20 protein-coding genes, 2 tRNA genes and 1 pseudogene are annotated in these 23,531 nt (G+C 64.7%); 15 read left to right on the forward strand and 8 right to left on the reverse strand.

The genetic code is table 11. The features are described 5' to 3' along the window. Window positions 1–689 precede the first annotated feature (689 nt). The 3 genes from GST15_RS00690 to GST15_RS00700 form a co-directional block, all read right to left on the reverse strand. Window positions 690–1,367 (reverse strand): hypothetical protein, encoded by a 678-nt coding sequence (locus tag GST15_RS00690; protein WP_159015323.1) that lies wholly within the window; start codon window positions 1,365–1,367, stop codon window positions 690–692. A 257-nt stretch (window positions 1,368–1,624) separates the two neighbouring features. Continuing rightward, window positions 1,625–1,701 (reverse strand) — tRNA-Arg (locus tag GST15_RS00695). Window positions 1,702–1,753: 52 nt separating this feature from the next. Then, a tRNA-Pro gene (locus tag GST15_RS00700) sits at window positions 1,754–1,830 on the reverse strand. A gap of 133 nt (window positions 1,831–1,963) precedes the next feature. Between GST15_RS00700 and GST15_RS00705 the strand changes: the two genes are divergently transcribed. After that, window positions 1,964–2,719, forward strand: coding sequence for a Bax inhibitor-1/YccA family protein (locus GST15_RS00705; RefSeq protein WP_159015324.1), 756 nt, complete (start codon window positions 1,964–1,966; stop codon window positions 2,717–2,719). Between the two features lie 100 nt (window positions 2,720–2,819). Here the strand turns inward: GST15_RS00705 and GST15_RS00710 are convergent, their stop codons facing one another. The 3 genes from GST15_RS00710 to grxC all read right to left on the reverse strand — a co-directional run bounded on the left by GST15_RS00710 (window position 2,820) and on the right by grxC (window position 4,634). After that, entirely contained in the window at window positions 2,820–3,827 is a 1,008-nt protein-coding gene (locus GST15_RS00710; RefSeq protein WP_159015325.1) for an isocitrate dehydrogenase, read from the reverse strand. Window positions 3,828–3,957: 130 nt separating this feature from the next. Then, window positions 3,958–4,347 (reverse strand): carboxymuconolactone decarboxylase family protein, encoded by a 390-nt coding sequence (locus tag GST15_RS00715; RefSeq protein WP_159015326.1) that lies wholly within the window; start codon window positions 4,345–4,347, stop codon window positions 3,958–3,960. Further along, on the reverse strand, window positions 4,344–4,634 hold the full coding sequence (grxC, locus tag GST15_RS00720; RefSeq protein WP_267902531.1) for a glutaredoxin 3: 291 nt from the start codon (window positions 4,632–4,634) through the stop codon (window positions 4,344–4,346). Before grxC ends, GST15_RS00715 begins: the two co-directional genes overlap by 4 nt. A 162-nt stretch (window positions 4,635–4,796) precedes the next feature. Here grxC and GST15_RS00725 point away from each other — a divergent pair, with 162 nt between their 5' ends. The 6 genes from GST15_RS00725 (at window position 4,797) to GST15_RS00750 (ending at window position 13,212) form a co-directional block, all read left to right on the forward strand. Then, on the forward strand, window positions 4,797–6,404 hold the full coding sequence (locus GST15_RS00725) for a M48 family metalloprotease (protein WP_233262998.1): 1,608 nt from the start codon (window positions 4,797–4,799) through the stop codon (window positions 6,402–6,404). A 102-nt stretch (window positions 6,405–6,506) separates the two neighbouring features. Next, window positions 6,507–7,208, forward strand: coding sequence for a phosphate regulon transcriptional regulator PhoB (gene phoB, locus GST15_RS00730; RefSeq protein WP_159015327.1), 702 nt, complete (start codon window positions 6,507–6,509; stop codon window positions 7,206–7,208). 9 nt (window positions 7,209–7,217) lie between these two features. Then, complete coding sequence (phoR, locus tag GST15_RS00735; RefSeq protein WP_159015328.1) at window positions 7,218–8,540, forward strand: phosphate regulon sensor histidine kinase PhoR; 1,323 nt, start codon at window positions 7,218–7,220, stop codon at window positions 8,538–8,540. Between the two features lie 64 nt (window positions 8,541–8,604). Further along, window positions 8,605–10,725 (forward strand): polyphosphate kinase 1, encoded by a 2,121-nt coding sequence (ppk1, locus tag GST15_RS00740; protein ID WP_159015329.1) that lies wholly within the window; start codon window positions 8,605–8,607, stop codon window positions 10,723–10,725. Beyond that, complete coding sequence (ppx, locus tag GST15_RS00745) at window positions 10,722–12,275, forward strand: exopolyphosphatase (protein WP_159015330.1); 1,554 nt, start codon at window positions 10,722–10,724, stop codon at window positions 12,273–12,275. The genes ppk1 and ppx overlap by 4 nt, the downstream gene beginning before the upstream one ends. A gap of 82 nt (window positions 12,276–12,357) precedes the next feature. Further along, window positions 12,358–13,212: a 23S rRNA (adenine(2030)-N(6))-methyltransferase RlmJ gene (locus GST15_RS00750; RefSeq protein WP_159015331.1), complete on the forward strand. Its 855-nt coding sequence runs from the start codon at window positions 12,358–12,360 to the stop codon at window positions 13,210–13,212. 41 nt (window positions 13,213–13,253) lie between these two features. Here the strand turns inward: GST15_RS00750 and GST15_RS00755 are convergent, their stop codons facing one another. Next, window positions 13,254–14,168 (reverse strand): cation diffusion facilitator family transporter, encoded by a 915-nt coding sequence (locus GST15_RS00755; protein ID WP_159015332.1) that lies wholly within the window; start codon window positions 14,166–14,168, stop codon window positions 13,254–13,256. 129 nt (window positions 14,169–14,297) lie between these two features. On the opposite strand from GST15_RS00755, the gene GST15_RS00760 reads away from it, so the two are divergent. From GST15_RS00760 to GST15_RS00770, 3 genes are all read left to right on the forward strand, one after another. After that, window positions 14,298–14,846 carry a GNAT family N-acetyltransferase gene (locus GST15_RS00760; RefSeq protein ID WP_159015333.1) on the forward strand — a complete coding sequence of 183 codons (549 nt, stop codon included), beginning with the start codon at window positions 14,298–14,300 and terminating at the stop codon, window positions 14,844–14,846. Window positions 14,847–15,007: 161 nt separating this feature from the next. Next, the gene (mfd, locus tag GST15_RS00765) at window positions 15,008–18,553 is read left to right on the forward strand and encodes a transcription-repair coupling factor (protein WP_425482169.1); all 3,546 of its coding nucleotides are present in this window, start codon (window positions 15,008–15,010) and stop codon (window positions 18,551–18,553) included. A gap of 150 nt (window positions 18,554–18,703) precedes the next feature. Then, complete coding sequence (locus tag GST15_RS00770; protein WP_159015334.1) at window positions 18,704–19,033, forward strand: hypothetical protein; 330 nt, start codon at window positions 18,704–18,706, stop codon at window positions 19,031–19,033. Between the two features lies 1 nt (window position 19,034). On the opposite strand, the gene GST15_RS00775 is transcribed toward GST15_RS00770, so the two are convergent. Then, window positions 19,035–20,030 (reverse strand): integron integrase, encoded by a 996-nt coding sequence (locus tag GST15_RS00775; RefSeq protein ID WP_325064760.1) that lies wholly within the window; start codon window positions 20,028–20,030, stop codon window positions 19,035–19,037. A 598-nt stretch (window positions 20,031–20,628) separates the two neighbouring features. Between GST15_RS00775 and GST15_RS00780 the strand changes: the two genes are divergently transcribed. The 5 genes and pseudogenes from GST15_RS00780 (at window position 20,629) to GST15_RS00795 (ending at window position 23,514) form a co-directional block, all read left to right on the forward strand. Then, on the forward strand, window positions 20,629–21,054 hold the full coding sequence (locus tag GST15_RS00780) for a hypothetical protein (protein ID WP_159015335.1): 426 nt from the start codon (window positions 20,629–20,631) through the stop codon (window positions 21,052–21,054). 119 nt (window positions 21,055–21,173) lie between these two features. After that, a pseudogene (locus tag GST15_RS12990) lies at window positions 21,174–21,239 on the forward strand (hypothetical protein); the annotation flags it as partial. 66 nt (window positions 21,240–21,305) lie between these two features. Then, window positions 21,306–21,461: a hypothetical protein gene (locus tag GST15_RS00785; protein ID WP_159015336.1), complete on the forward strand. Its 156-nt coding sequence runs from the start codon at window positions 21,306–21,308 to the stop codon at window positions 21,459–21,461. A gap of 143 nt (window positions 21,462–21,604) precedes the next feature. After that, window positions 21,605–22,177 (forward strand): hypothetical protein, encoded by a 573-nt coding sequence (locus GST15_RS00790; protein ID WP_159015337.1) that lies wholly within the window; start codon window positions 21,605–21,607, stop codon window positions 22,175–22,177. Between the two features lie 998 nt (window positions 22,178–23,175). Continuing rightward, window positions 23,176–23,514, forward strand: coding sequence for a hypothetical protein (locus GST15_RS00795; protein WP_159015338.1), 339 nt, complete (start codon window positions 23,176–23,178; stop codon window positions 23,512–23,514). Window positions 23,515–23,531 lie beyond the last annotated feature (17 nt).

Consider the following 23,531-nt stretch of genomic DNA (forward strand, 5'->3'; position numbering starts at 1 on the left):
AGTCGGTTCCTTACACCTTCGGAATCAATCGTTTGCCGTCGCCAAATTTACGGAGGCGTGGTCGTGGAACCCGCATAGGCGCTTGGGCGCGGCTAGATTTTTACGGAGGAGCTGGCTAGTCGAGTCGCTGTCAGGCCGCTCACCCCCGACCGCCGAGTAGTGGCCACGCCCGTTGCGAATTAGCCGCCAACGTTTGGCCCAAAAAATACGCTGGCGGCATTTTGTGCCCACCCTGGCGAGCTCAAGAAGCTACGCGACCTTGGGCTTTGCCATCTCGCTTAGTAGCTGCGCCATTGCCGTCTTGATCTTCGTCACCCGTTGCAACTGAAGTTTTAGGTCAGTAACTGTGCAAGCTCCCCCAAGCTTGTAGTCGGCCTTCACTCGGTCAGTTCTCGCAGCTTGTATTGCGAACGCTAGCGAATTCCCAGTCGCAGTCAGGCGGCTGAGTGCCGGATGAAGTCCTGCGGTATTCCACTCATTTAGCCGATCAGACAGTTCTTGATGCGTAACATGGCTGACTTGGGCTGGGCAGGCTTTTGACCTGGGCAGCTGCTCAACAAACGGCACTACAAGATGGAAAGCAGCGTAATACGCCCGACTCACTGCTGCTCGTAATTCTGTCTCCGACGCCGCCCCTTCAGTGCGAGCTTTGGCAAACGTTTCTAAATCTTCCGCCGAAATAGTCACCCTTATTCGCCGCAAGCAAGCGCGAATACGACTTCACCCGCCCTAAGTGAAGGCAGGTTTACGTCACCTAATGCCCCGAAAAGGTCCCACTCCAGATCCGCGACGGCCTCAGGCTGCTCATCAATTCGAAATTGGTAGTACTGGACCTTACGGCCATCTTCAAAGGGCAGGCTCGATACCTGCATAGCTTCGATTTTCGACCCTCGGGCACGGACGTAGTTGCGAATGAACTCAACCGCCCTCGTTATCTCCTCACCATTTGGCATGGGCCCGCTCTCAAGTTGCTCAACTGTCTTGTCGAACGCACCTTCAGAGCTCCCGCTCAATCGCGGGGCTTCTCGCAAAAGGTCTAGAGCTAAATCGGACGAGCCGATCTGGATGAGCATTTGACTGGCCGTTCCAATTGCACTCAAGTCGTTTCTAATAAGTCCCCGATACTGCACAACTGTGTCGCGAATCTTGGTACCCAATCCGGCGGCTTGCAGCACAATCAGGAATCGCATGACGGTTCGGAGACGACTATCCGTCCCGCTCAGCGCCTTTAGAAAGAACTGCTCGGCCTCATCAAATCTTCCGCGTCGCGCAGCAAGGTACGACCGCAACTCAAAGGCGCCGAACGCATCCGCCTTAGCCAAATCGTCAATTTCGCGATCAAGCCGCTTCCAGGCGAGATCGGACATCTGCCCCCCTTCAATCGCTCCTGTTACTCGGTGCCAGAGCTCGTTGAAGATTGTTTCAGGCGCAGGCTGAGCGGTCACATCGATCCCTTCAAGTTCGGCTATCCGCCGGAAGCTCGTGCTTTCGGATAGTACACGTCAGGCACCAAACGCCATGGATAGGCCTCGGCTGACAAAAATTCGCCGGCCGAATTTTCAGGAGATTTTTCAGGAGACTGCGGTGGCTTTAAAGATTAATTCAGTTAAACCATTGATTTATATGGCGCGCCCGGCAGGAGTCGAACCTGCAACCACCGGCTTAGAAGGCCGGTGCTCTATCCGGTTGAGCTACGGGCGCACGGGCCGGATTGTCGCACCGGACCGCCGAATGAAGCCGCCCGGAAGACAGATGGTCGGGGTAGAGGGATTCGAACCCCCGACATCCTGCTCCCAAAGCAGGCGCGCTACCAGACTGCGCTATACCCCGCCCGCTTGACCTGCCTGCCACTGCACGATCTTTCCGTGCAACGCGAAACGCCAGCCATTGTCCGGAGCGGTTCCGGTGCTGTCAACGCGCGCTATGCTGGCCAACGACCATTCCCGACATCAAAGGACTCACGATGCGCAGCGGCAATCCGGCCCTGAAGCCCTCCACCTTCCTCGACCTCGGCACCGGCGTGGTCACCGACGCGCGCGGCGGCGTGATGACGCTGAACGGCACGGTCAACCGCACGGCGTTCCTGCTGCTGCTGACGCTTGTCGGCGCGATGTACAGCTGGAGCGTGTTCTTCGGCTCGGCAGGCGCGGCCAACCTGATGCCCTACGTGCTCGTCGGCGGACTGGGCGGGTTTGTCGTGGCCATGGTGACGATCTTCAAGAAGACGTGGGCTCCGTTCACCGCGCCGCTCTACGCGGTCCTGGAAGGCCTGTTCATCGGGGCCATGTCGGCCATCTTCGAGCAGCGCCATCCGGGCATCGTGATCCAGGCGACGGCCTTGACGTTCGGCACGCTGGCCGCGTTGTTGATGGCCTATCGCAGCGGGCTGATCAAGGCCACCGAGAACTTCAAGCTCGGCGTGGTCGCCGCGACCGGCGGCATCGCACTCGTCTACCTGGCCAGCATCGTCATGGGCTTCTTCGGACATGCCATTCCGATGATCAACGGCGGCGGCATGCTCGGCATCGGCTTCTCGGCTGTCGTCGTCGTCGTTGCCGCGTTGAACCTGGTGCTGGACTTCGCCTTCATCGAGGAAGGTGTCGCCAAGGGTGCGCCCAAATACATGGAGTGGTATGCGGCGTTCGGGCTGCTGGTGACGCTGGTGTGGTTGTATCTCGAAATCCTTCGCCTGCTGTCGAAGCTGCAGTCGCGCAACTGACCTCGGCGATCATCGGAAAGCAGGAAGGGCGCCAATGGGCGCCCTTCTTTTATGCAACTGGCGCAGCGGCGAGCCGCGGCGCCTTGAACCTCGCCGCAAGCTACAGCCGCGTGGCAATCGCCTTCGCGAATGACATCGTGTTGCCAGCCCCACCGAGGTCGGGCGTCAACGAGTCCTTGGCTTCCAGGGTCGCCACGATCGCATTTCGCAGCCGGGTTGCCTTGTCGGGCTGTCCGATGTGGTCGAGCATCTGGGCCGCGCCCAGCAGCAACGCGCAGGGATTCGCCTTGCCCTGGCCCGCGATGTCGGGCGCCGTGCCATGCACGGCCTCGAAAATGGCCGCATCGGTTCCGATGTTCGCGCCCGGCGCCAGCCCCAGGCCGCCGACGAGGCCGGCGCACAGGTCGGAAATGATGTCGCCGAACAGGTTCGTCGTCACGATGATGTCGAACTGCTCCGGTCGCATCACCAGCTGCATGCAGCAGTTGTCGACGATCAGCTCGTTGCACTCGATGTCGGGGTATTCGGCGGCCACGGTCCGCGCCGTGCGCAGGAACAGCCCCGACGTCGACTTCAGGATGTTGGCCTTGTGCACGACCGTCACCTTGCGGCGTCCGGTCCTGCGCGCCAGTTCGAATGCGTAGCGCACGATGCGCTCGGAACCGCGACGCGTGACCTTCTGCGTGAGCAGCGCGGTCTCGCCATCCTCCGACAGGCTCTGGCCTTCGCCGATGTAGGCGCCCTCGGTGTTTTCACGCACCGTGACCAGGTCGACGTTGGCCGGGAACCGCGCCTTGGTATTGGGGAAGGATTTCGCCGGACGCACGTTGGCGTACAGGTCGAAGCGCTTGCGCAGCTCGACGTTGATCGAGGAAAACCCCTCGCCGACGGGGGTCGTGAGCGGACTCTTCAGCGCGATCCGGTTGCGGCGGATCGAATCCATGGTCGCCGCCGGGAGCAACTCGCCGTGCTTTTCCAGCGCGACCAGGCCTGCGTCGGCGAATTCGTACTGCAATCCAACGTCCAGGGCATCCAGGACATGCAAGGTCGCATCCATGATTTCCGGGCCAATGCCATCGCCGCGGATCACGGTAATCGTCTGTGTCATTCGGGGTTTCCAGCTGATGGGCGGCGTGCGTCTGCAGCGCCACTGCAGCGCGAATTATGCCGGATGCGCGCCGCCCGGCCAAAACCGGCCGCTGCGCATGCCTCGCGGAAGACCGTCCCGCCCGGGTCGATCAGGCGTGGTCGTGCACCGACGGCGTCGTGCCCTCGCCGCTTTCCAGCTGGTCCAGGAAGTCCACCGCGCGGCGCAGGTGCGGGATGACGATGCTGCCGCCGACGATCAGGCCGACGGAGAAGGTCTCGAACATCTCGTCCCGGCTGACCCCCGCCTGCCGGCACTGGGCGACGTGGTAACTGATGCAGTCGTCGCAGCGCAGTACCAGCGATGCGACCAGGCCAAGCAGCTCCTTGGTCTTCACGTCGAGCGCGCCGGCCTGGTAGGCCTGCGTATCCAAGGCGAAGAATCGCCGCACGACCTGGTTGGGTTCGGCCAGGATCCGATCGTTCATCCGCTGCCGGAAGCTGGTGAAGGCGGCCAGCCGGTCCTCCTGCCCATCGCTCATGCGGCGTCCCCGACCAGCAGTGCGTCCAGCTTGCCGGCGCGATGCAGCGCCATCATGTCGTCGTAGCCGCCGACGTGGGTGTCGCCAACGAAGATCTGCGGTACCGACGTCCGCCGCGCCATCGACATCATCCGCTCGCGTTCGACCGGGTCCAGGTCGATGCGGACTTCCGTCCATTCCAGGCCCTTGCTCTTCAGGAAGTTCTTGGCAGCCGAGCAATACCCGCACATGGCCGAGGTGAACAAGGTGATGGGGCGACGCGCTGTTTCTGTGGCCGGCTGGCTCAAGACGATCTCCGGAATGCCGAGGGATGGCACGCAATATGCGGGCGCAGGCCATGCTTTTCCACCCCGGCACGCCCGTCGCCAGGCCCGCCGCCATCCGGCCGGATTAACCGCCGGTTCACACCCGCGCTGTCCACGACAGTCATCCTTCACGCTGCTCCGTCGATGGCAACTCCACCCACCATGCGCAACATCGTGTCCCTGGCTGCCGTGAGCGTCCTTGCCACCGGCCTGCTGCTGGGTGGGGGACAAGCCGCTGCACAGGACAGCCGCCTGCCCGATATCGGCTCGTCGGCCGGCGAGGTGCTGGGTCCGGCGCAGCAGAAGCAGTACGGCGAAATGACGCTCGCCCAGCTGCGCAATTACGGCTACACCCTCGACGATCCGCTGCTGGGTGGCTGGCTGCAGTCCATCGGCGACAAGCTGGGCGCTGCCAGCGACAAGCCCCGGCAGCCATTCACCCTGTTCCTGCTGCGCGATCGGCAGGTCAACGCCTTCGCCACGCTGGGTGGCTATGTCGCCGTCAACGCCGGCCTGGTGCTCGCCGCGAACCGCGAGGACGAAGTCGCCGCCGTGCTGTCGCACGAAATCGCGCACGTGACGCAGTCGCACGTGCTGCGGGCGGTCGAACGCGCGCAGCGCGACAGCGTGCCGATCCTGCTGGCCATGCTGGGCGCCATCGCCGTCGCGCAGACCTCCCACAGCAGTTCCGCCGGCAACGGGGCCATGGCCGTCATGGCCTCGGCGCAGGGGCTGATGGCACAGCGCCAGATCAACTACACCCGCGACAACGAGTCCGAGGCCGATCGCATCGGCATCCGCACCCTTGCACGCAGCGGCTACGACCCGACGGCCATGGCCGATTTCTTCGAGAAGCTGCAGACCATCATCCGCAGCAACCAGGGCGACGAGCGCGAGCGGACGCCCGATTACCTGCAGACCCACCCGGTGACGCTGACGCGCATCAGCGAAGCCAGGCAGCGCGCACTGCAACTGCAGAAGTCGAACGCCTTCGTCCCCGACGACAAGGTCGTCGACAACCCACTGTTGCCGGCATCGTTGCGGATCGGCAATGCACTGGCCCATGGCGACAGCGGCCAGTTCCCCTGGGCGCGCGAACGCCTGCGCGTGCTCAGCGCCGACACCCCGGCCGCGGCCACGCGCGAATACGAAAAGCTGCGTCGCGCCGGCAGCCTGACCGACGCGCAACGCTACGGACTGGCGTTGTCGCGCTTGCTGGACGGCCATGCGGCGGTTGCGGCGGACGAGTTCGGGCCGTTGCTGGACGCCCACCCCGGCAATGTCTGGATCACGCTGGGGCTGGCACAGGCCGAGGCGCGATCGAGCAGGATCGCCGCCGCCGATGCCCGCTTCGAGGCGTTGCTGGCGCGGATGCCGGGCAATCGTGCAGTCGCGCTGACCTACGCCGGCATGCTCGATGAGCGCAACACCCCGATCGCCGGCAAGCGCGCGCAGGCGATCCTGCGGCCCTTGCTGTCCAGCGCGGCGAGCGATCCGGTGTTCCAGCAGACCTTCGCGCGCAGCAGCGAGATCGCCGGCGACCCGGTGCGCGCCGGCGAAGCCTACGCCGAGGCCGCCTACCTCAATGGCCGCCCCGAGCAGGCGCTGGTGCAGCTCAACACCCTCAAGAAACGCGGGGACGTCGACTACTACGCCCGGTCGCGCATCGATGCGCGCATCGCGGCCATCACCCCGACGGTGCTCGAACTGCGGCGACAGGGCGTGCGCGACGAGGACCTCGACCGGCGCTGACAACACCCACCGGCGACGCAGGCGGCCCCCAGCCGTGTCATCGATCGGTCACACAGCTGTCGTCTACTTGCGCCCTGACCTGGGCGATGACACGGTGAACGCGTGCAGAAACGCATCCTGATCGTCGACGACGAACCCGCCATCCGCGAGATGGTCGCCTTTGCCCTGCGCAAGGCCGACTACGAGCCGGTGCATGCCGGCGACGCGCGCGAGGCCCAGGCGTCCATTGCCGACCGGCTGCCGGACCTGATCCTGCTGGACTGGATGCTGCCGGGCACCAGCGGGCTGGAGCTGGCGCGGCGCTGGCGCCGCGATGCGCTCACCCGCGAGATCCCGATCATCATGCTGACCGCCCGTGGCGAGGAGAACGATCGGGTCGGCGGCCTGGAGGCCGGCGTCGACGACTACGTGGTCAAGCCGTTTTCGGCGCGCGAGCTGCTGGCCCGCATCCGCGCGGTCATGCGCCGCTCGCGCGAGGACGACGAGAACGGCAGCATCGAGATCGGGGCCCTGCGCATCGACGGCGCCGCGCATCGCGTGTTCGCGCAGGTCGACGGGGGCGACGTCGCCGTAGCGATCGGCCCGACGGAATACCGCCTGCTGCACTTCTTCATGACCCATCCCGAACGCGTCTATACGCGATCGCAGCTCCTCGACCACGTCTGGGGCGGCAGCGTCTACGTGGAGGAGCGCACGGTCGACGTGCATATCCGTCGCCTGCGCAAGACGCTCGAGCCCGTGCATCTGGACAACATGGTGCAGACGGTGCGCGGCGCCGGGTATCGTTTCTCGACGGCGGTCTAGGCGCAACGCATGCCCAGCGAACGCAGCGCATGGCTCCGCTCGCTCGCACGGCTGGCAGTGCTGCTGGTCGTGGCTGGCGCAATCGGCCTGGCCATCGGGCGTCCCTGGCCGATGCTGGCACTGGCCAGCCTCGGCGCGCTCGCGTGGCAGCAATGGAAGTTGCGCAACCTGCTGCTGCAGCTGCTCGCGCGACGGCGTGCGGACCTGCCCGGCGGCAGCGGCGTGTGGGACGAGATCGACCGCCTGCTGCATCGCAGCCAGGCCGACATGCGCGCGCAGAAGCGTCGCCTGCTCGACATGCTGCGCGCCTACCGTGCGGCGGCGGCCGCCCTGCCCGACGCGGTGCTCGTGCTCGACCGCAACAGCCAGCGCATCCTGTGGTTCAACGATGCGGCGACACGCCTGCTGGGGCTGCGTTATCCGCGCGACATCGACGCGTCGCTTGGCGATCGCCTGCAGCCGCTGCCGGTCGCGCATTGGCTGTCGTCGGGCCGCAATGCCGAACCGCTGTCGGACATGCCCTCCCCGGTCGATCCGGACATCCGCCTCAACCTGCGGCTGATCCCGTATTCGGACGAGCTGTGGCTGCTGGTGGCCCGCGACGTCAGCAAGCTCATGCGCCTGGAACACATGCGCCGGGACTTCGTCGCCAACGTCTCGCACGAGCTACGCACGCCGCTGACCGTCGTCCATGGCTACCTGGACATGCTCGATCCGGTCGAGCAGCCCGAGTGGGCGCCCATCCTGCATGAGATGCGCCGGCAGTCGCAGCGCATGACGCAGCTGGTCGAAGACCTGTTGACGCTGTCGCGACTGGAGGCCCAGGACGCGCTCGCCGACGAAAGCGTGCCGATGGCGCCGCTGCTGGCGACGCTCGGCCGCGAAGCGCAGGCGCTCAGCCAGAATCGCCACGTCATCACGGTGGAGGACGATGCGCAAGTCGACCTGTGGGGTTCGCAGCGCGAATTGCACAGTGCGTTTTCCAACCTGGTCAGCAACGCCGTGCGCTACACCCCCGAAGGCGGCAGCATCGACATCCGCTTTGCCCGCGACGCCGGCGGCGGCGCCGTGCTGTCGGTGCAGGACAGCGGCTACGGCATCCCGGCCGCGCACCTGCCGCGGATCACCGAGCGCTTCTATCGCGTCTCCACCAGCCGTTCACGCGAGAGCGGCGGCACCGGGCTGGGACTGGCCATCGCCAAGCATGTCCTGAGCCTGCACCAGGCGCGGCTGGAGATCGCCAGCGAGGTCGGTCGGGGCAGTCGGTTTTCCTGCCATTTCGGCCCCGAGCGGGTGTACCTGCGTTCGCCGCGCGACCTCGCGATCACGTGACCTCGCCGGCCGGACAGGCGGCTGGTCACCGCGGCCGCAGGCTTGCGCTCCTACAATGCGACCGATGAAAGACAAATCCTCGCGCAGGCAACCCCCGTCACCAGCCACTGAACCCACGGATTCGGACCCGCTGCGCGATCCGGCGCTGTACTTCAACCGCGAACTGTCGCAGTTGGACTTCAATTTCCGCGTGCTGGCGCAGGCGCAGGACGCTGGCGTCCCGTTGCTGGAACGGCTGCGCTACCTGTGCATCTCGTGCACCAACCTGGACGAATTCTTCGAGATCCGGGCGGCGACCGTGCGCCATGCGCAGGACTTCAACATGCCGGTTGCCGCGGACGGGATGCCGCCGGCCACGGTGCTCAAGCGCATCCACGATCGCGCCGCCGAACTGGTGGCGGCGCAGTACCGCTGCTGGAACGACGACCTGCGCCCATCGCTCAATGCCGCCGGCGTCCGCGTGCTGGGTCGCGACAGCTGGAATGCCAAGCAGACGCGCTGGCTGCGCGCCTATTTCCGCGACGAGATCATGCCGGTGCTGTCGCCGCTGGGGCTGGATCCCGCGCACCCGTTCCCGCAGATCCTCAACAAGTCCCTCAACATCGTCGTGGTGCTGAAGGGCAAGGATGCGTTCGGCCGCGCAGGGCACCTGGCGATCGTGCGCGCGCCGCGTTCGCTGCCGCGCATCATCCAGCTGCCGCCGAAGGTGTCCGGTGGCGAAGACGACTTCGTGTTCCTGTCATCGGTGCTGTCGGCGTTCGTCGACGAGCTGTTCCCGGGCATGGAGGTCAAGGGCGCGTACCAGTTCCGCGTCACCCGCAATTCCGAATTGATCGTCGACGAGGAGGAAGTCGAGAACCTCGCGCTCGCCCTGCGCGACGAGCTCATCGGCCGTGGCTACCTGCGCGCGATGCGGCTGGAGATCGCCGGCAACTGCCCCAAGCCCATCGTGCGCACGCTGCTGCAGAATTTCGAGCTGCCCGACAACGCCGTGTATCGCATCGACGGCCCGGTCAACCTCAGCCGGGTCGTGCAGGTCTACGACCTGGTGCAGCGGCCGGAACTGAAGTACCCGGCGTTCCAGCCACGCAGCCTGCGCAATACCGATGTCATCTTCGATCGCATCAACGACGGCGACATCCTGCTGCACCACCCCTACGACGCGTTCACCCCGGTGCTGGAGCTGATCCGCCAGTCGGCCGAGGATCCCAACGTGCTGGCGATCAAGCAGACGCTGTATCGCACCGGGCGCGAGTCGCAGATCGTCGAGCACCTCGTGCAGGCCGCGCGCAACGGCAAGGACGTGACCGTCGTCGTCGAGTTGCGCGCGCGTTTCGACGAGGAAGCCAACCTGGGGTTTGCCGACCGCCTGCAACAGGCCGGCGTGCAGGTCGTCTATGGCGTCGTCGGCTACAAGACGCACGCCAAGATGCTGCTGATCGTGCGCCGCGAGGGCCGCAAGCTGCGGCGCTATGTCCACCTGGGAACCGGCAACTACCACGCCGGGACCGCGCGCACCTATACCGACCTGGGATTGATCACGGCCGATCCTGACATCGGCAGCGACGTCCACCAGATCTTCCAGCAGCTCTCCGGCATGGCGCCGGCGATCAAGCTGCGCAGGCTGCTGCAATCGCCGTTCACGCTGCACGCGGGCGTTCTGCACAAGATCGAGCGCGAAGCCCGGCATGCGCGCGAAGGCAAGCCCGCGCGCGTGGTCGCCAAGATGAACGCCCTCAACGAACCGCAGGTCATCCGCGCGCTGTACGCCGCCTCCCAATCCGGCGTGCAGATCGACCTGATCGTGCGCGGCGCGTGCACCTTGCGACCGGGCGTGCCGGGTGTGTCGGAAACCATCCGCGTGCGCTCGATCGTCGGCCGCTTCCTCGAGCACAGCCGGGTGTACTGGTTCCAGAACGACGACGCGCCGGAGCTGTATTGCGCGAGTGCGGACTGGCTCGAACGCAACCTGCTGCGTCGCGTGGAAACCTGTTTCCCCATCCTGGAGCCGGAGCTGGCGGCGCGCGTCAAGGAAGAGGCCCTGGACAACAACCTACTGGACAACCTCAACGCCTGGGAGCTGCAACCCAGCGGCGTGTATGCGCGGCTGCATCCAGGCGACGACGCGATGCCGCATTCGGCGCAGACATCGCTGCTGGCCAAGCTCTGCGGGGCCTCGTCATGAACGACACCCACCTGTTCGCGCCATCGACGGCGCTGCCACTGCAGGACGGCGACCTGCTGGCCGCGATCGACCTGGGATCCAACAGCTTCCACATGGTGGTGTCGCGTTACGTGCTCGGGCAGCTGCGCGTGGTCGATCGCCTGCGCGAAATGGTCCGCCTGGCCGAAGGCCTGGACAGCAGGCGCGAACTCAAGCCGGAGGTCCGCCAGCGCGCGCTGGAGTGCCTGTCGCGTTTCGGCCAGCGCCTGCGCGACATCCCGCCACAACGCGTGCGCGCCATCGCCACCAATACCGTGCGCCAGCTCGCGGCGCCGCAATCGTTCCTGGTTCCGGCGGAAACGGCGCTCGGACACACGATCGAAGTCGTCTCCGGCCGCGAGGAAGCCCGCCTGGTCTATCTTGGAGTCGCCCATGCACAGCCGCCCAGGCCCGACGACCTGCGGCTGGTGATCGACATCGGCGGCGGCTCCACCGAATGCATCATCGGCCGCGGCTTCGACGCGCTGGAGCGCGAAAGCCTGCAGGCCGGATGCGTTGCCAGCACCCGCCGTTTCTTCGCCGACGGCAAGCTGTCCAACAAGCGGTGGAAGGAAGCGCTCACCGAGGTCACCGCGGAATTCCAGCAGTTCGCCGGCGTCTACCGGCACCTGGGCTGGGACGAAGCGCTGGGGTCATCGGGCACCAACAAGGCGATCGCCGCCATCTGCCTGGCGATGAAATTGACCAAGGGCGAGATCACCGCCGACGCCCTGGCGCAGGTGCGCGAACGCCTGCTGATGGCCGGGCGCATCGACGCGATCGACCTGCCCGCGTTGTCGGCCGAGCGCAAGCCGATCATCGCCGGCGGGCTGCTGGTGCTGGAATCCGCCTTCACCGCATTGGGCTTGCAGCGCATGGGCGTCAGCAAAGCGGCGCTGCGCGAAGGCGTGCTGCACGACATGGTGGGACGCGGCAGCGGCGCCGACCCGCGCGATGCCTCGGTGCATGCGCTGATGCAGCGCTACGGCATCGACGCCGCGCAGGCCGCGCGCGTCGAGGCGACGGCGATGATGCTGTTCGACCGGGTGGAGCGCGCATGGCAGCTGGATCGTGACGATCGCCTGCTGCTGTCCTGGGCGGCGCGCCTGCACGAACTCGGCCTTGCCATCGCCCACAGCCAATATCACGTGCATGGTGCGTACATCCTGGAACATTCGGACATCGCCGGATTCTCGCAACAGGCGCAGCGCGCGCTGGCGGCACTGGTGCGCACGCATCGCCGTGGCATCCCCAAGTCGGCCTTCGCCGCGCTGCCGGACCGCATGCAGCTCCCGGCCCGTCGCACGGCGGCGCTGCTGCGGCTGGCGGTGCTGTTCCGACGCTCGCACGAAGCCGACGGCGAACCCGACATGCGCCTGGTCGCCGACGGCGATGCCCTGTCGTTGTCGCTGCCGCAGCGCTGGCTCGACGCAAGGCCGCTGCTCGCCAGCGACCTTGCCACCGAAATCCGGGAACTGCCGGCCCTCGGCATCCACTTGTCGCTCGACACCCAGGTGCCGGTGACGGCCTGACCGCGCGATTGCATCCCGGGCTGCACTGCAGCCTTCGCAGCCCGTGCTGGAATGCCGGCGCCGGCGCACCGACAATGCAGCGATGAACTACCGGCACGCCTTCCACGCAGGCAACCACGCCGACGTGCTCAAGCACGTCGTGCTGCTCGCCCTGTGCGACGCGCTGGTGCGCAAACCGGCGCCGGTGTTCGCACTGGACACCCACGCCGGCCGCGGGCTGTACGCACTGGATTCGGACCCGGCGCTGCGCACCGGCGAGGCCTCCGAAGGCATCGACCGCGTGCTCGCGGCGCCAGTGGACGATCCGTCGATCCAGCGCTACGTCGCCGCCATCCACGCCTGCCGCACCCAGCACGGCGCGCACGCCTATCCCGGATCGCCCTGGCTGCTCGCGCATGCGCTGCGCGCAAGCGACCGCATCGCCTGTTGCGAGCTGCAACCCGACGAAGCCGCCGCACTCAAGGCGAACATGGCCGGTGATCGCCGCATCGCCGTGCACCAGCGCGACGGCTACGCGGCGATGAAGGCGCTGCTGCCGCCAGTGGTTGGCGGACAACGCTTCGCGCGTGGACTGGTGCTGGTCGACCCGCCCTACGAGGCGCAGCTGGAGGAATTCGCCAGCGTGTTCGCCGCGCTACGCGATGGCATGGACCGCTGGCCGCAGGCGACCTGCATGCTCTGGTATCCGATCAAGCAGCGTCGCAGCCTGCAGCCGTTCTACCGCAGCGCCGCGACCCTGCCGGCGAAATCCGTGTTGATCGCCGAACTACTGGTGCGGCCGGACGACTCGCCGCTGCGAATGAACGGCAGCGGCCTGTTGCTGCTCAATCCGCCTTACCAGTTCGAGGCAAGCCTGGCCACGACGCTGCGCGCGCTGGCGGCGATGCTGGACGGCGGCGCCCCGGCGCCACGGGTCGAGATGCTGCGTGCGGGCTAGACATTTCGTGGCGGCGACGGCTTTCCCAGTGGACGGCCCGGTCAGATCCCGGCCTTGATGTCCGGCTCGAAGAAGCTCCAGCGCACGTCCGGGAATTCCTCCTTCAACGCCCGCTCGACCGTGTTGATCTGCACGGCCAGCGCGCGGGCGCTCTGCTCCTCGCTCATCTCCGCCTGCACCGACACCAGCATGTCGTTGCCCAGCTGCAGGGTGATCAGGCTGATCACGTTGCCGATCTCGGGACGATCGTCGAGGAACCTGCGCATCTGCGCCTGCACCGCCGGGTCCACGCTCTGGCCAATGAGCATCGCCTTGATCTCGATGGCGACGAACACCGCGACGACGATCAGCAAGGCGCCGATCGCCAGCGTGCCGAGCGCGTCCCACATCGGGTTGCCGGTCACCACGGTAGCCAGCACCGCAACGAGGGCGACGCTCAGGCCAGCCATCGCCGCGAGGTCCTCGCCGACGATCACGACCAGTTCGGCCTGCCTGCTTTGCCGGAACCAGAGCCACAGGCTGCGCCCGCGCCGCTCGATGGCCGCTTCCTGCAGCGCGGCGCGGGTCGAAAAGGCTTCGGCGACGATACCGAAGGCCAGCACGCCCACGGCCCATCCCCACTTCCGGAGAGGTTCGGGGTTGTGCAATTTGTGCCAGCCCTCGTACAGCGAAAACATCCCGCCGACGGTGAACAACATGACCGCCACCAGGAACGACCAGAAGTAGATCGCCTTGCCATGCCCCAGCGGATAATCCGGCGATGCCGGCCGGCGGGCCTGTTTCATCCCCAGCAACAGCAGCAGCTGGTTGCCGCAATCGGCCAGCGAATGCACGGTTTCGGCCAGCATCGCGCTGGACCCGGTGAAGAAGGCGGCCACCCCCTTGGCACCGGCGATGGACAGGTTCGCGCCGAGGGCGAAGAGGATTGCGCGGGTCGATTCGCCTTTGCCGGCCATGAAAGTCCTGTCAAGGAAATGGAAAATTTCCGTTCACCGATCGATATCGGCTGCGGGCGCGGAGTCTAGCAAAGCGACCTCGATCACAAATGTGAGTAGCGCTTCACCTGCGCCATGCGAGGATCGGGCATGGCCGCCAGAAACCGACTCCCGCCGTGGCACGAGATGCAGCACCTGTCCAATGGTCGCGACGTGCTGATCCGCCCCATCCGACCCGATGACGCGCAGCCGCTGCGCGCGGCATTCCCGCTGCTCGAGCCTGACGAAGTGCGCGTGCGCATGCAATCGTCGCTGCCGGAATTGTCGGCGGAAATGGCCGACAAGCTGTCGCGACCGGATCCGCGCAGCGAGTTCGCGATTGTCGTCACCGAACCCTTGCCGCCGGGTGAAGCCATGGTCGGCGCCGTTGCGCGGGCGACCATCGTGCCGGGCGGACGCGACGTCGAATTCGCCATCCTGGTCAGTCGTTTCATCGGTGGCATGGGCCTGGGCCGGCACCTGATGCGGCGACTCGTGCGCTGGGCGCGCGGCAAGCAGGTCGATCGCATCTATGGCGACGTGCTCGCGCAGAACCAGCCGATGCTGTCGCTGGCGCAATCGCTGGGATTCCATAGCGAAGCCTCCAGCGAACCGGGCATGGTCCGGGTCGTGCTGGACCTGCAACCCGCCAAGGGCTGATCGACGCCGGCGACGCGCCGGGGTTGGGTCCTGCGGAATCCGTGGCATCGCCAAGCCTGACGCGCGACAGCCCGGCCGCAATCGCGCTCAAGTAAACTGCGACACCGATGCGCTGGCAGCAAACGACTGCCGGCGCTGCACTTGTTGAGCCCGTCGATTCCATGCCAAAGCCCCCAGCCGCGTTGCCCGCATCCACCACGCCGCCATTGCCCAGGGCCGGGCAACAGCGCGTGTACTGGCGCGCGCCGTCGTCGCCATCGGCGCTTGCGTTCCACCTGGGCGCGGCGGCCAGCACGCACGATGGGCCGCTGCTCGTCATCGCGCGCGACAACCACACCGCGCAACAGATCGAAAGCGACCTGCGCACGCTGCTCACGCGCGAACTGCCCGCGGGACAGGCGCAATGGCCGCCGATCGTGCACTTCCCGGACTGGGAAACGCTGCCCTACGACCGCTTCAGCCCGCACCCGGACATCGTCAGCCAGCGACTGGCGGCATTGCACCGCATGCCGACGCTGGATCGCGGCATCGTCGTGGTGCCGGTGCAGACATTGCTGCAGCGACTGGCTCCGCTGCGTCACGTCAGCGGCGGCAGCTTCGACCTCAAGCTGGGCGACCGGCTCGACCTGGATGCCGAGAAGCGCCGGCTGGAAGGCGCGGGCTATCGCAACGTGCCGCAGGTGCTCGACCCGGGCGACTTCGCCGTGCGTGGCGGCCTGCTGGACGTTTACCCGATGGGCGCCGAGCAGCCCTTTCGCATCGAGCTGCTGGACGACGAGATCGACACCATCCGCGTGTTCGATCCGGAATCGCAGCGCTCGCTGGAGAAGATCGAAGCGATCCACCTGCTGCCCGGGCGCGAAGTGCCGCTGGACGAGGCATCGCTCAAGCGCGCACTCGATACGCTGCGCGACCGCTTCGACATCGACACCCGGCGCAGCACGCTGTACCAGGACCTGAAATCCGGCCTGGCGCCCGCGGGAGTCGAGTACTACCTGCCGTTGTTCTTCCAGTCGACGTCGACACTGTTCGATTACCTCGGCGCCAACACGCTGCCCGTCCTTGGCGAAGGCGCCCTGGAAGCGGCCGAACACTTCTGGGCCCAGACCGCCGAGCGCTACGAACAGCGCCGCCACGACGTCGAGCGCCCACTGCTTCCGCCCGACGCCCTGTACCTGTCGCCGGAGGCATTGCGCGAACGACTCAACCAGTCCGCACGCATCGACGTCTGCGGCGACGGCCACCCGCAACGCGAGCGTGCGCAGTCGCTCGGCGACCAGCCGGTTCCGGCATTGCCGCTGGTCGTGCGCGACCACGCCGGCGCCGAGGCATTGAAGTCATTCGTCGGCAGCTATCCGGGCCGCGTGCTCGTCGCGGCGGATTCCGCAGGTCGACGCGAGGCGCTGATCGAGATCCTGCACGCGGCGGGACTCAAGCCGGAGGTGTTGCCGAATTTCCAGGGCTTCGCCGGGAGCGGCCCTCATCCGCCCTCCGGGCACCTTCTCCCGCAGGCGGGAGAAGGGACACCATTGGCGACCTTCGCCATCGCCGTGGCGCCACTGGACGATGGATTTGCGCTGACGGCGCCCGCGATCGCGGTGCTGACCGAACGCCAGTTGTTTCCCGAACGCGCCAACCAGCCACGCCGGCGCAAGCGCGCCGGTCGCGAACCCGAAGCGATCATCCGCGACCTGGGCGAGCTGACCGAAGGCGCGCCGATCGTGCACGAGGACCACGGCGTTGGTCGTTATCGCGGCCTGGTGATGCTCGAAGCCGGTGGCATGCCCGGCGAATACCTGGAGATCGAATACGCCAAGGGCGACCGCCTGTACGTGCCGGTCGCGCAGCTGCACCTGATCAATCGCTACTCGGGCGCGTCGGCCGAAACCGCGCCGTTGCATTCGCTGGGCGGCGAGCAGTGGTCGAAGGCCAAGAAAAAGGCCGCCGAGAAGGTCCGTGATGTCGCCGCGGAATTGCTGGAGATCCAGGCCAGGCGACACGCGCGCCAAGGGCTGGCGATCGACGTCGACCGCTCGATGTACGAGCCGTTCGCGGCGACATTTCCGTTCGAAGAAACCGTCGACCAGCTCAGCGCGATCGAGGCCGTCATCGGCGACCTCGCCTCGTCGCGGCCGATGGACCGCGTGGTCTGCGGCGACGTCGGCTTCGGCAAGACCGAAGTCGCGGTGCGCGCCGCGTTCGTGGCCGCCGCAGCCGGCAAGCAGGTCGCCGTGCTGGTACCGACCACGCTGCTGGCCGAACAGCACTACCGCAACTTCCGCGACCGTTTCGCCGACTGGCCGCTGCGCGTGGAAGTGCTGTCGCGCTTCAAGTCGCCCAAGGAGATCAAGGCGGAGATCGCGAAGATCGCCGATGGCACGCTCGACGTCATCGTCGGCACGCACCGGCTGCTGCAGAAGGACGTGCGCTTCAAGGACCTGGGCCTGGTCATCGTTGACGAGGAACAGCGATTCGGCGTGCGACAGAAGGAAGCACTCAAGGCCCTGCGCGCCAACGTGCACCTGCTGACACTGACCGCGACGCCGATCCCGCGCACGCTCAACATGGCCATGGCCGGCCTGCGCGACCTCGCCATCATCGCCACGCCGCCCGCGCATCGCCTCGCGGTGCAGACCTTCGTCGTGCCCTGGGACGACGCGCAACTGCGCGAGGCTTTCCAGCGCGAACTCGCGCGCGGCGGCCAGGTGTACTTCCTGCACAACGATGTGGAGTCCATCGGTCGCATGCAGCGCGAACTGCAGGACCTGGTGCCGGACGCGCGCATCGGCATCGCGCATGGGCAGATGCCCGAACGCGAGCTGGAGCGCGTCATGCTCGAGTTCAACAAGCAGCGCTTCAACGTGCTGCTGTGCACGACGATCATCGAGTCGGGCATCGACATCCCCAACGCCAACACCATCGTGATCAACCGCGCCGACAAGTTCGGCCTGGCCCAGCTGCACCAGCTGCGCGGTCGCGTCGGCCGCTCGCACCATCGCGCCTATGCCTACCTCGTCGTGCCAGACCAGCGCAGCATCACCAGCGATGCGCGCAAGCGCCTGGACGCCATCGCCTCGATGGACGAGCTGGGCGCCGGCTTCACGCTGGCGACGCACGACCTGGAGATCCGCGGCGCCGGCGAATTGCTGGGCGAGGACCAGAGCGGACAGATGGCCGAAGTCGGCTTCAGCCTCTACACCGAGCTGCTCGAACGCGCGGTGCGCAGCATCCGCCAGGGCAAGCTGCCCGATGCCGACCTGCAGGAATCACGCGGCGCCGAAGTGGAACTCAACATCCCGTCGCTGATCCCAGACGATTACCTGCCCGACGTGCATACGCGACTCACGCTCTACAAGCGCATCAGCTCGGCGCGCGACAGCAATGCGCTGCGCGAGCTGCAGGTGGAGATGATCGACCGCTTCGGCCTGTTGCCGGACCCCGCCAAGCATCTGTTCGCCATCGCCGAGCTCAAGCTGCAGGCGACGCGACTGGGCATCCGCAAGCTGGACCTCGGCCCGGTGAGCGGCCGCTTGCAGTTCGAGAGCAAGCCCAACGTCGATCCGATGACCGTGATCCAGCTGATCCAGAAGCAGCCGAAGCATTACGCGCTGGATGGCCCCGAGAAACTACGGATCAAGCTGGACCTGCCCGATGCGGCGAGTCGCCTGCAGGCGGCGCGCGGGTTGTTGGCGTCGCTGGCGAAATAGCCCGCAGCGTTTCGATGCAAGCCCGTTAGGATTTTTCCGATTGCATGTGCGGCGCCCATCGTCGACCATGCGCGTCCCGTCCAGGAAGGACGGGTTCGCGCGGGTGTGGCCCGCCCCGCCGATTCCTCTCGGGCTACCAAGGAGTGGTGCATGTCACTGTCGAAATTCGTCCTGCTGGGCGCCGTGTCGTTGTTGTTCTCCGGTTGCGCTTCGATCGCCGGCAGCTCCAAAACCATCTTGACCGACGATCGGATCAAGTCCGAAACCTCTGCCGCGCTCGGCTACGCTGCCGAAGACCTGACCCTGGTCAGCCGTCGCACCGAAGGCCTCAATACCTACGCAAGCCTCAAGGCGAAGGACGGCAAGGAATTCACCTGCATGATCAATGGCGGCAACTGGCTCTCAATGGGGCTGACCAACCCGCCGGTGTGCAGCCGCAAGGGCGAACCGCTCAAGAATGCGGCGCCGTTCCAAGGCTGAGTCAGGAAACTGGCGCCTTCGGACCAACCGGAGGCGCCAGGTTCAGCGTGCGAATGTCCATTGCCTGGCGGTCCAGCGGGCTCAACACGCCACCGGCGCCGCGATTCAGGACATGCGTGTAGATCTGCGTGGTCGCTACGTCGCTATGGCCAAGCAATTCCTGCACCGTGCGGATGTCATACCCGGCTTCCAGCAAGTGGGTGGCGAACGAATGCCGCAGCGTGTGCGCCGATACCGGCTTGACGATCCCAGCCTTGCCGCAGGCCCGCTTCAATGCCCGCGACAGGACGCCATCGTCGAAGTGGTGACGACGCTCCACGCCACCACGCGGATCGACCGATCGCTTCGGTGCCGGAAACACGAACTGCCAACCGAATTCCCGAGCCGCGTTCGGATATTTCCTTGCCAACGCATGCGGCAGGACGGCTTCGCCGAATCCGGCGGCAACGTCCTCCTGATGCATCAGGTGCGCTCGCTCGACCTCTCGCTGAAGCGGTTCGACCAGCGAAGCCGGCAGCACCGTCCGTCGATCCTTGGCGCCCTTGCCGCCGCGCACGGTGATCTCGTTGCGGGCAAAGTCGGTGTCCTTGACCCGCAACCGCAGGCACTCCATCAGGCGCAGGCCGCTCCCGTAGAGCAGGCTTGCCAGCAACCACGGCCGACCGTCCATCTGCGCCAGGATCCGCTGCACCTCGCCGCACGACAGCACCGTTGGCACCCGCTGCGGCCGCTTGGCGCGAACCATGCTCTCCATCCATGGCAACTGGATGTTCAAGACCTCGCGGTACAGGAACAGCATCGCCGACAGGGCTTGATTCTGCGTACTGGCGGCCACGTTGCCTTCCACCGCCAGCATCGAGAGGAAGCGTTCGAGCTCCGGTGCGCCCATGTCCTTCGGGTGGCGCTTGTCATTGGCAAGAATGAAGCGCCGAATCCACGCCAGGTAGATAGTCTCCGTCCGGATGCTGTAGCGCTTCGCCCGGAGGCGGATCCGCACCGCATCGAGCAGCCGGGGTTCGCGGGCCTGAACGTCCCTTTCCCTTATCACCTTGCACCCAAGCCCATAAGACTTATCAACCCGGTTTGACAGCGTTACTTATCAATCTGCCGGGAAGGGAACGCCAAAGAAATCAGGCAAATACTTGATAAGGCGTAGGGTTATGGCTTGACGGGTGAGGAGCGCGACCTGAATATCCGTTCCTATTGCCCCTACCCGGGGTCTACTTAGTGTTAGGGAGACAGCGGTCGAACACTCTCGTGCGTGGGGAAATGCTCACGGAACAGGACGCGGCTTTCCGACTGTCGGCGGCGCGGCAAACATGGTAGAAAAGCGGCGCAACGCGCGCGCCGCAAGCTCGCTTGCGGTCACGCGATGACCGCTTTTCCCAGATCTTCGTCCCTGCGGTTAGGGAATCGATGCACTGTCCCAGTTGAGGAGCAGCATGCGAGTGATGCAGCCGCTGCACCCTAACTACTCATTCAAGCCGAACCCGCTTCGTGGCTGCAAGGCTCCATACGGGCTCATGGGCGGGTCGGCTTAATTCAGGTGTTAGGGCGCAATTGATATCCTCCAGAGCCCCGTACGGAGAGAGACCATGAATAGCCGCTACGTTGGCTACCTGATGAGCTTGATTCCCATGGCAGCGTTAGGGCCGGTTGCTGCCCAAGAGGTCGTCGCTCCATCTTCAGCGGCCCAATCTCAATCCGCACCAGAATCCACAATCCAAGTAACTCGAGATGTCGGAGCAATGGGAAAGCTTTGCCTCGGCGAGATTTACTTGGACGGGAAAGTCGTCGCGGAACTAGATCGCGGTCAATCCTATTCGACCAAGGTTAGCCCTGGCTCGCACACGTTACGTGGCGCTCCAGCGCTCAACACCTGGCTATGCAAACGCTTCTACTCCGCGCCACAGATGCAGCAGGCCCAGCTAACTATTGATGTTCCGGTGGGCGCAAACTTGGCATACCGTTATGGATTTACTTCTAGCGGAGTTCCCTCGCTTACTGCAGCGGGGCCGTAAGCTTTCAATTACACCTGCTCGTTTGCGCCCTAACAATTCATTCAAGCCGAAGCCGCTTCGCGGCTCGGCTTAATTCAGGTGTTAGGCGCCTTGTTGTGGCCTGAGGAGGCCCTATGGCAATGACCGCGTGTAATGAATGTCGCAATGAGATCAGCACAACGGCAAAAGCATGTCCAAAATGCGGCGCTATAGTGCCGCGGGCAAAGATATGGCCCTGGCTCATTGTTGTCCCGGTCGTATTGGTGATTGCAATGACAATCTACGGCGCCTCTATTCCCAAGTACGAGATCGAGGCAGGCAAGGTTCGCGAGGCCTGCGAACAGATCGCAGCGTACGACCAAAAATACATATGCGACGCGCAGTACGATGAGGCAATCCGCAAAGGAGAGGCGGAGTCAAACAACTAGGCATCGGGTATGCGGTCACTTGGCCGGGGCCTAACAATTCATTCAAGCCGAACTTGCTTCGTTACATCAAAAGCGTGGCATAAAAAGCCTGCCACGCTTTTGCCTCCACTACGCAAGTCGGCTTAATTCAGGTGTTAGCGCCCATGAAATACTTACTCGTCCTCGTACTAGTAATCTGCTCGTCCGCTGTCGATGCTAAAGAATATTGGCATCCGAATAACTCAGGCTGCTTTTCGCAGACTCTGTCAGACACGCTATTCGCTTGGGAGGCTGCGCCAGAACTTTCGGCTGGAGGTATTCGCATCGCTGTTCAGCCGGACACGGGCAACGGCCCAACGCGACTTGTAGTGATTGATCCAGGGCACGGAGAGATATTCGGCAGCCCCGCTGTGGATCCATTCTTGCTGGTTGCGGTCGGCACTGGCCGCCGCACCTGCGTGCATAAGGAACCGATCCACGAGTGTCCTGCGGCACTCAGTGTGCTGCAAAGCCTGCATCGCCAGTCTATTCCCGTCGGCTTCCAGGCTGATTCGCCAGCCCTGCTTCCAGTGATCCACGGCGAAACCTATTACTTAGATTTTCGCGACGGACAAGGCAACCTTAACCAGTGGCGATTTTATGGGGCCTATCACCCAATGCAGGCTGTCATTGAGGTGAGTTTTGAACAGCTCAAGGAATGCATCTCGCCAGTTCAGGCGTCCCTGGATGGGCGCTAACAATTCATTCAAGCCGAAGCCGCTTCGCGGCTCGGCTTAATTCAGGTGTTAGGCCGCGCATGGGGCAAAGGCTCAGGGCAAACAGCCAGCCTGCTCGAGCGGATTCGGTCTTGGGGTAGCCAGTCGCCCTGCCCCGCTCGCGTTGCACAATCATTGGCCCTGCGGCCAAGCATTCCGCGTAGCCTTTTTTCACCGTGATCCGACCGCAGTGGGTTGTTGCCAATTGCGCTGCAACTCATTGGCCTGCTCGGCGTCGCGGGCCGCTTCCATGAAGCTCCTAGAGCAAAGCCTGGGCTTGTTCGCGGGCCCGCCGTTAATCAGCTATCTTTTGCGCTCGGGGCCAGCTGGGAGCGTGGCCTAACAGTTCATTCAAGCCGAACTTGCTTCGTTACAGCAAAAGGCGGTTACAAAAAGCCTAACCGCCTTTTGCCTCCACTACGCAAGCCGGCTTAATTCAGGTGTTAGCTGCCATGGCTTTATGCGCAAAGTTCTGAAGACCCTTGCTTGGATCGGCGGCGCATGTCTGGCACTTGTGTTGGTCGCTGCCATCGGCATCTGGCTTATGCTTGATGACGCATGTGGTAACGAGGTACTCGCGCAGCTTCCTTCGCCTAACGGGAAGTTCAACGCTATTGTGTTTCAGCGAGATTGCGGCGCCACGACCGGCTACAGCACTCAAATTTCGGTACTACCGGCGGGCCGCTCCTTGGGAAACAGCTCTGGAAACGTGTTCAGCGCTGACACTAATCATGGGGCTGCTCCGTCAGGCGCCGGAGGCGGGCCTGCCGTTCAAATGCAATGGATTGGTCTCGAATCGCTGAGTGTGTCCCACCACCCAATGGCGCGAATATTCCTAGCAAGACCGGAGTTCGACAGCGTGCACATCACGTACAAGGCTGCGCAGTAGGCAGCTAACAATTCATTCAAGCCGAAGCCGCTTCGCGGCTCGGCTTAATTCAGGTGTTAGGCGGCATTTCAGATCATCGCATCGGAGAAATATGTTCCGCAGAATCGTCCGCTGGCTGCGCCATTCGCCCCACATCCATATTCGCAAGGATGGCGTGCAAAGTCTTTCTGACTTGGTCGGGTTAATTGACCGGTTTATCGATGACGAGCTCCGCTATGTACTGGAGTGGGATGACTTCATTTCATGGGATCACTCCAACCCCGAAATCGAGGCCATCCGCGACAGAATCGCCGCTACAGAGCCACTGTTCTTTTCTAAGGATCCGGCAAAGGTCGCTCATGCGAACGAGTTGTTGCTTGAACAAAGAAACCAAGCCGCTCTATTGTCCGGTAAAGCAGTGCGTACTCGGGCAGCAAGTGATGCCGGGTGAATTAACACTCCAAGTGC

The organism is Cognatiluteimonas profundi (assembly GCF_009792795.1).
Taxonomy (GTDB): domain Bacteria; phylum Pseudomonadota; class Gammaproteobacteria; order Xanthomonadales; family Xanthomonadaceae; genus Cognatiluteimonas; species Cognatiluteimonas profundi.